At 60.6% G+C, this 6,906-nt stretch carries 8 protein-coding genes; 7 read left to right on the top strand and 1 reads right to left on the bottom strand.

Features of this window, described 5'->3' with window-relative positions; translation table 11 throughout:
- Positions 1-281 precede the first annotated feature (281 nt).
- From AC1DY5_RS36175 to AC1DY5_RS36190, 4 genes are all read left to right on the top strand, one after another.
- Entirely contained in the window at positions 282-701 is a 420-nt protein-coding gene (locus AC1DY5_RS36175; protein ID WP_478119304.1) for a very short patch repair endonuclease, read from the top strand.
- 378 nt (positions 702-1,079) lie between these two features.
- Positions 1,080-2,318, top strand: a complete 1,239-nt coding sequence (locus AC1DY5_RS36180) for a DNA cytosine methyltransferase (RefSeq protein WP_478119305.1) — start codon at positions 1,080-1,082, stop codon at positions 2,316-2,318.
- Between the two features lie 9 nt (positions 2,319-2,327).
- Entirely contained in the window at positions 2,328-3,218 is an 891-nt protein-coding gene (locus AC1DY5_RS36185; RefSeq protein ID WP_478119306.1) for a hypothetical protein, read from the top strand.
- A gap of 12 nt (positions 3,219-3,230) precedes the next feature.
- Positions 3,231-3,398, top strand: coding sequence for a BRO family protein (locus tag AC1DY5_RS36190; protein WP_478119307.1), 168 nt, complete (start codon positions 3,231-3,233; stop codon positions 3,396-3,398).
- 332 nt (positions 3,399-3,730) lie between these two features.
- Here the strand turns inward: AC1DY5_RS36190 and AC1DY5_RS36195 are convergent, their stop codons facing one another.
- Complete coding sequence (locus AC1DY5_RS36195; RefSeq protein ID WP_478119308.1) at positions 3,731-4,654, bottom strand: TPR end-of-group domain-containing protein; 924 nt, start codon at positions 4,652-4,654, stop codon at positions 3,731-3,733.
- A gap of 340 nt (positions 4,655-4,994) precedes the next feature.
- Here AC1DY5_RS36195 and AC1DY5_RS36200 point away from each other — a divergent pair, with 340 nt between their 5' ends.
- The 3 genes from AC1DY5_RS36200 (at position 4,995) to AC1DY5_RS36210 (ending at position 6,081) form a co-directional block, all read left to right on the top strand.
- Entirely contained in the window at positions 4,995-5,180 is a 186-nt protein-coding gene (locus tag AC1DY5_RS36200; RefSeq protein ID WP_478119309.1) for a hypothetical protein, read from the top strand.
- Positions 5,181-5,328: 148 nt separating this feature from the next.
- Positions 5,329-5,757, top strand: a complete 429-nt coding sequence (locus AC1DY5_RS36205) for a hypothetical protein (RefSeq protein ID WP_478119310.1) — start codon at positions 5,329-5,331, stop codon at positions 5,755-5,757.
- 66 nt (positions 5,758-5,823) lie between these two features.
- Positions 5,824-6,081 carry a hypothetical protein gene (locus tag AC1DY5_RS36210; protein WP_478119311.1) on the top strand — a complete coding sequence of 86 codons (258 nt, stop codon included), beginning with the start codon at positions 5,824-5,826 and terminating at the stop codon, positions 6,079-6,081.
- Positions 6,082-6,906 lie beyond the last annotated feature (825 nt).

Below are 6,906 nucleotides of genomic sequence, written 5' to 3' on the forward strand. Positions count from 1 at the left end.
ACGGTGAGCGGCTCGGAGCAGCAAGGTCTCATAGGCCATCGGATCCTTCTCGATCGAGACGGCAATCTCGAAACGGAGGGCACTGGATCGAGAGAAGCCCTCGCCGAGCCCGCCGGGCCCCGCAAAAAGATCGATGACAGGGACGGGCATGGCAGGACAGGAGCTCACTGGTTGACGACGGACTCCGATCGTACCAGGCGGACACTTCCTAACGGTTGGGCTGCTACGGCACAATCTTGGCAATCGTAGCCCAAACCCTTGGCATCCCACCTTGGATTCGCGTGGACATCGTAAGCCCAGTCGTTCGCTCGAGGATGATGAGCGGCATCCGGGGGACTGACACCCAGCCGGAGATGCTGGTTCGTCGCTTTCTTCACGCGGCGGGGCTTCGGTTCAGGGTGCACGACCGCCGCCTTCCGGGCCGGCCAGACATCGTGTTTCCCTTGTACAAAGCGGTCGTCTTTGTCCACGGCTGCTTCTGGCACCGGCATGGCGGCTGCAAAATGACGACGACTCCGTCGACGCGTCCCGAGTTCTGGAGTTCCAAATTCGCTTCGAATGTTGCTCGCGATGCCTTGAATGTGAATCGCCTAGTGCTCGCAGGATGGCGGGTGCTCACAATTTGGGAATGCGAAGTCGGCAACCCGGAGTTGCTAGATCGGCTGTTCTGGGAGATCGTATTTGGGGATGGCGGTCTTTGAGCGTCGCGCGGCTCGCCTCCAAGCCCCGAGCAAGTGAGGCCAGGTATGGCGGGGCCACCAACCGAGGCTACGAGGGCCAAGGCGGGGCCCTGTCAATATCAGCGGTCGACCTCAGAACCAATTTACCAAGAGGAGAGCCGTTGACAAAGTGATGGCGAGTCTTAACTCCTTACGAAATCCGATCGCTCTCCGGCCACACGCCAGGATTTCTGGCAAGCCAAATTCAACGCCAACGTGGATCGAGACCGTGCCAAGAAGCGGCGCTTCATGCGCTCGGATGGGACGTTCTCGTCGTCTGGCAATGCGAGCTTCGCGACAAGCGGGCAAACGCATCGTCGAGTTCTTGGAAAAGGGCAAGCCCCGGGTAGGGCACAATTGATGATCGAACATCAACACGCGGACGGGAGAAGCGCATTCATGAAAGTAGCAGGTTTGTTCTCGGGAATCGGGGGTCTTGAGCTGCCGTTCCACAAGCGAGGCGTCGAACCTGAACTGATGTGCGATGTGTGGGGCGCTTCCCGCAATGTCCTGGGCGCTCGGTTCCCCCGTGTTGCCCTGCATGAGGACATCAAGAGCCTCTCGAAAATCCCGGAAGGGGTTGACATCGTCACAGCCGGCTTCCCCTGCACAGACCTGTCGCAGGCGGGTCGGACGGCCGGGATCGGCGGCGAAGAATCTGGCTTGGTTTCCCACGTCTTTCGCCTCCTGAAGAAGCAAGAGCTTGAGTGGCTTGTTCTTGAGAACGTCCGCAACATGCTCGTCCTCGATAACGGGGCGGCGATGAGGTACTTAGTATCGCGCCTTGAGGCCCTCAAGTTCAAGTGGGCTTATCGACTGGTGGACTCCCGGTTCTCCGGCGTGCCGCAGCGCCGCCATCGCGTCCTGTTCGTCGCCTCTCGCCGGCACGACCCCCGCGAAGTCCTGTTTGYTGACGAAAGCGGCCCCACTTCGCCCGCTCGGCTCCGTGACGATGCGTTCGGCTTCTATTGGACGGAAGGCCTGACGGGCTTGGGCTGGGCACAGGATGCGGTCCCCCCTCTGAAAGGTGGCTCGACGGTCGGGATTCCATCGCCGCCAGCCATTTGGGTTCGCAATGCGCCGCATGGACGCCGAATCGTGCTCCCCTCGATCGAAGAGGCTGAACAGTTGCAAGGTTTCGCTCCTGGCTGGACCGAGCCGGCTCAGGATGCCCGCCGAAACGGGCCGCGCTGGAAGCTCGTGGGCAACGCCGTCACGGTTGGGGTCGCCGATTGGCTTGCTGGGCGACTCTTGAAACCCGGCGAGGTCGTCATCGAGTCGCAGCCATGGGGCGGCACGGGCAAGTGGCCTGATGCAGCCTATGGTCACAAGGGTAAGGTCTGGAGTTTTTCCGCCGGTCAATGGCCCGTCTCCAAGGCCTATCAACATCTCACCGACATCGTCGACACGGGGACGGCCATGCCGCTCTCCCATCGGGCTACTGCTGGCTTCCTCGAACGAGTCTCGCGCTCCAGTCTGAGATTTCAACCGGAGTTCGTTGCGGACCTTAAGAAGCACCTGAAGATGATGGATGTTCCATCGACCAGCCCGCAGACGCGTGCCGTAGCTGTTCGCAATCGACAGCGAGCAGTTGCCTGATCGGCTCTGATGAATTGGGCAGATCTCAAAGCTGAGAAGGGCATTCTTGCCGCCTTGGACTATGCCGGAGACCGGCCACCTCCGGAGGCAAAACAGGATAAAAAGCGTGGTTGGAGTGCCCTCTTCGCGAATGCTTGTGCGGTCGCCATCGCGGAGCAGTTTCGGACTCATAAGGAACTCCGCAAGAAGACGGTGAAGCCGCTTTCAATCGAGTCGGGTACTGAACCCCTGACGCCGCTTGGCGCCGGGGTACAGAAGCGAATCGACGTGACCGTCGCTGATCAAGTACTCGGACTGGAACTCGGCGCGTCCCTGAAGGGCCTGAACTTCGTGGACGCGGGCGCGAACAATTACGACAAGAATCTCACCGGACGCCTGTACGAACTTGGAGACGAATTGCGCGTCGTGCATGAGCACTTGCCTCATGCGTTCATGGTAGGCATCTTCTTCTTGCCCCTTGCAAGCTGCGATGACAAGAATTCCGATAGAGGCCCATCGTCCTTCGCCAACGCGGTGATCAAGCTTCGGGCCAGAACTGGTCGACTTGACGCGGCCATGRCCGCGCACGCCTCACGCTGCGATGCCGCATTCGTCGCGCTTTACAACCACGGGGACCCAGGCTTTGAGCGCGGAGTCGTACGCTTCTTGGACGTGACCTCCGATCCTCCCATGAGGGGTCGCCCGCGGGTCGAGACGACCTTGTCCTTGGCGGAGATGGTAGACAAGGTGGTTGACGCAGCGACGCATCGAAGTGCTGTGACATGGGCCGCCCCAGAACTGGATGCAAGCGCGGGAGCCGATTTGATTGCGCAGGCGCAAGAAGGACCGAGTACCTCGATTGAGTCAACCGAGCCGGAGGGTGATCTCCCGATCGGACCGCTGCCGGAATCTCCAGAGTAGAAGGCCGGCCGCATGGGTGGGTGGCGCTCCCTGAACATCCGCGCCCTCGAAATCGACGGCGAGCCCTGGTTCGTCGCCAAGGACGTGTGCGACGGTTTCGGCTTGGAAGGGTTCACCTCCAAGCTCACACAGCGTCTCGACGCCGACGAGACCCGGTTGGTGGCTAGGGTGAGGGGGTGAGGTCACTTCCTCTGAACGAGAGCTGAGCGAAGTGAGAACGAGCGTTCATCCTACAGATGAGTACCGACTGCGGTACACTATCAGGTTGCATGGCGTGTTGGCTGTCACTGCGCAAGGACAGGGAGCGATAAATATTTTCAATCGCGCCTGCGTTGCAAAGTTTCGATTTGACCTGATACTGTTAGCCAAGCGATTCATCGAATCGCTCTACGCACTAGCTTCTCACACTGAAAGGAAAGGCAACCATGAAGATTCGCTACCAAAAGGACTTGAATCCAGTTTCAATCTGAAGGTTTGCCCCATCAGAAAAAAAGCCCGCTTGCGCGGGCTTTTTAATTTGTCAACGCCTTGAAGGCTTCTGAATCCTTGATGCTTCCGAAGTCAGAGTCTTTGACAGCATTTTCTTTGTATTGAGAATCGGCAGCAATGGCCTTTCCCAGCCACTGGACAGCTTCAGGCTTGTTCAGCAAGCTTGCATAGCAAGCGGCGTTGTAAGCTAGCAAGGGAAACATGGTGGGTGCGTCCGCCTTGGCAAGGTCCGCCGCTTGGTGAACCGTTTCAAAAGCGCTTTCAACGTCCCCTAAGCGCTTCCTGGCATAAGCCAAGTCAGCAAGGCCGCGAATTTTGGCCTTCGTCGACATTTCTTGACCCTCAAGAATGGAACTAATGCGCTTAATGGCATTATTTAGCATCCGATTCGCCAGCATCTGGTCAAATTGTCCGTTTATGGCTTGATCTAGTTCAACGCGTGCAGCCATAAGCTCAATCTGGCCGTTCATTTCCTTGCGCGTGGCGATCATCGCCTTCTCCAGGCTTTCTTCGAACTCCGTATGCAGTGCAGCGGCATTCTGCTGCGCAGCCGCCATGTCACCGCGATACTTGTCAAGTACCTGATCAGCAGCGACTTTCATGTCATTGAACTTGTGCCACCCAAATGCCGTCGCAATGGCGCCGAGGAGTGTGAAAAAGACAACAATTACGGTCGCGGCCCGCTCGATCAGGCTAGTGACACTTGCCGTTTGCTCCCTGGTGGTTTCGAGCACCAACCTTGCAACATCGATCACGTCGCCCGCCGAACTGACGGCGAAACTTTTCGCCGCCGGTGCCGGCTCGGCTGCCGGAATTGGAAGAGCTTTTGGCGCGCTGGAAGATGTAGCTGGCGCGGGGGCAGCGTCAGAACTCTGAGTTGCCTTGGTAATACTGGGCCACCCCAGCAAACCTCCCAACGTGAGAGTGCAGAAGACGGCACTCAGCACACACAGTTTCGAAAATAGCCTCAAAGTACCCTCCAAATAGTGCCGCTTCTTGTTCTCGGCATGTCGACCTGCGTTGGCGAAGCCAGCCGGTGAACGAGATTGTAGAAAGAAACGTCCTAGCGGGCGCTGGCGGGGAATCGAACGCAGATTTTTTTAAATCTGTTGACCTGACCCTGATTCATCCCCGCGAGACATTTCGTCTCCGACGGTGATGGGTGCAGGCCGGTTTCGTACGTCGGTCGAGGTGGTCTTCGATCGGGAGGGGTGGCGGAAGTCGCAAGTCACGCGGAACAGGCAGATAACTCGTCGAAACGCGAGTCGTGACGAGATAGTAGGCCGCATGAATACATCAATTTCATACCTAAGTCGTCCACCGGTCAGCACCACTTACCAGGCCGTTCAACTTGCCGCAGAAGCTCTCGAAATCGCACTGATCGCTGGCGCCGATACGCCGCTGCACGAGCGGAACTGGCTGCTGGCCGCGATGTGCTCTCCGCCGAGCAGGCTGCAACCGCGCAGGCGGTGAGCGTTACCGCTGCGGACGAGTGCCGCGCGGCCCATGTCGCAGAAGCGACGGTCGTCGAAGACGCGCAAGATGCGGTCGCCCGAGTGATCGAAGCTATCGAAGCGGCACCCCTCGCCGACCACTGCCCTCGCCCCTGGACTCGCCGATCGTGGCACTCGCCGCCCAGGAACTGCCGCGAGCCCGTCTCGCCTTGGAGCGCGCACAGGTCCCGCACCGTGCCGCGGTCGCCGAACGGGACGCATTGCGCGCTCGCCTGCAGCCCAAGGACTTCGAACTGGCCGCCATCCGCGCCCGCCGCGCTACCGGCGACGAGCAGCCCGGCGATGTCGCCACCATGCACGCGCTCGGGCTGGACCTCGAAGACCTGAGCCGCATGCTGGTGCCGCTGGAGGCCGCCGTCGCAGCGAAGGCGCCCGCCGCCCAGCAGCACAGGCCGTCGTCGATGCGGAAGCTGCTCTGGTGGCCGCCAAGCGTCGCGCCGAGGTCGATGGCTTGGTCGAGCGCGTGCGGTTGCTGGAGGCGCATTTCACGGCACAGGTGCGCGCCCTGCGGCTCGCTGCCGCCGATCGCGGAATGAGAACAACCTCGGGTCGATCTATTAGCCCAGCGATGCGCTGCGCAAGGTCTCAAACGGAGCATGGCTGTGAGCGCCGGTCAGTTCAAGAAAGGCGCCCCGAGCCCGAATCCGGCCGGCAGGCCAAGCAAATTCGAATCTGCGCTGCGGCAGATCAAGCTGCCGCTGGAGGCCATGGGGGTCACTGAACAAGAAATCTGGGCGCTTGCAACTGCCTTCAGCGAGGACTCGGATTTTGCGATCAGCATCGTGACGACCCATGATCTGCCTGCGGCGCGAAGCCAAGCCCGCAAAAGCCGCGTCGGAGGCATCGGAGTCCAGCCATGACTTTTTCCTAAAAGGCCGCTCACGTTGCGGCAGGTCTATCGCGGCGCCGAGCGCCTCGATGCGCGGCTCTGCACCGAGGAATACACGAACGCCGTCTTCCAGTTGATTCTGGACCGCGCGTGAAGCTCCAGGCGCAGGCGAAAGCCCAGCGCGCTCGGCCGGTCTTCTTCGTCAAGGCGCCCGCAGACGGCGCGCACGACGGCGAGGAACTCGAACTTGAATCGAAGAACTGATCATGATCGCGCGGCGGGTCGCTCTGAGCTATTCCGGTCCCGCTTGAGGCCCGGCGCAGCAGGCCTTTTTTCAATGCGCGAGCGCCGAGTGGTCGCCGCACGCCGGGCAACGCGCTTCGGGTGAAGCATCTCGCGCGATTCGCGCTCCAGCAGCCCCAGATGACCGCATGCGGAACAGGCGACGACCAGCCGGCCGTGCTCCGCGCTCCATGCCGCGTTGCCAGGCCGGGCCGCGCTCAAACGGGAGCCGCTGGTCAGCCGCATCGCGACGACGCCTACGGCCTCGGCTGAATGGCGCGCCTCGATGTGATGGGATAGGCATCGAACTCGGCAAGCTGCGCTTCAAGCCGATGCCCGCGCTCTCCTCCGGCGTAGAGAGGTTCTGTTGACGATCCCCGAGGCGAAGCGCCGGCTCGCGAAGACCTTCGGTGTCGACCCCGACGCCGTAGAAATCACGGTGCGCGGCTAACAATTGGTTCTCTGCGCCATGTCTAGCAGGTTCAACAGGTCCAGATGGCGCGGGCCTCGATCACCTTACCGGGCGAACACCTTCGTCATGGACGCGGGCCCGCAGCTCAAGACAGGATCACCG

The sequence above is a fragment of the Variovorax sp. P4_D9 genome, assembly GCF_056401695.1.

Excerpts from the sequence above, each read along its gene's own strand:
- AC1DY5_RS36190 (WP_478119307.1), top strand. The coding sequence starts at position 3,231 with ATGGGTGGGTGGCGCTCCCTGAACATCCGCGCCCTCGAAATCGACGGC.
- AC1DY5_RS36200 (WP_478119309.1), top strand. The coding sequence starts at position 4,995 with ATGAATACATCAATTTCATACCTAAGTCGTCCACCGGTCAGCACCACT.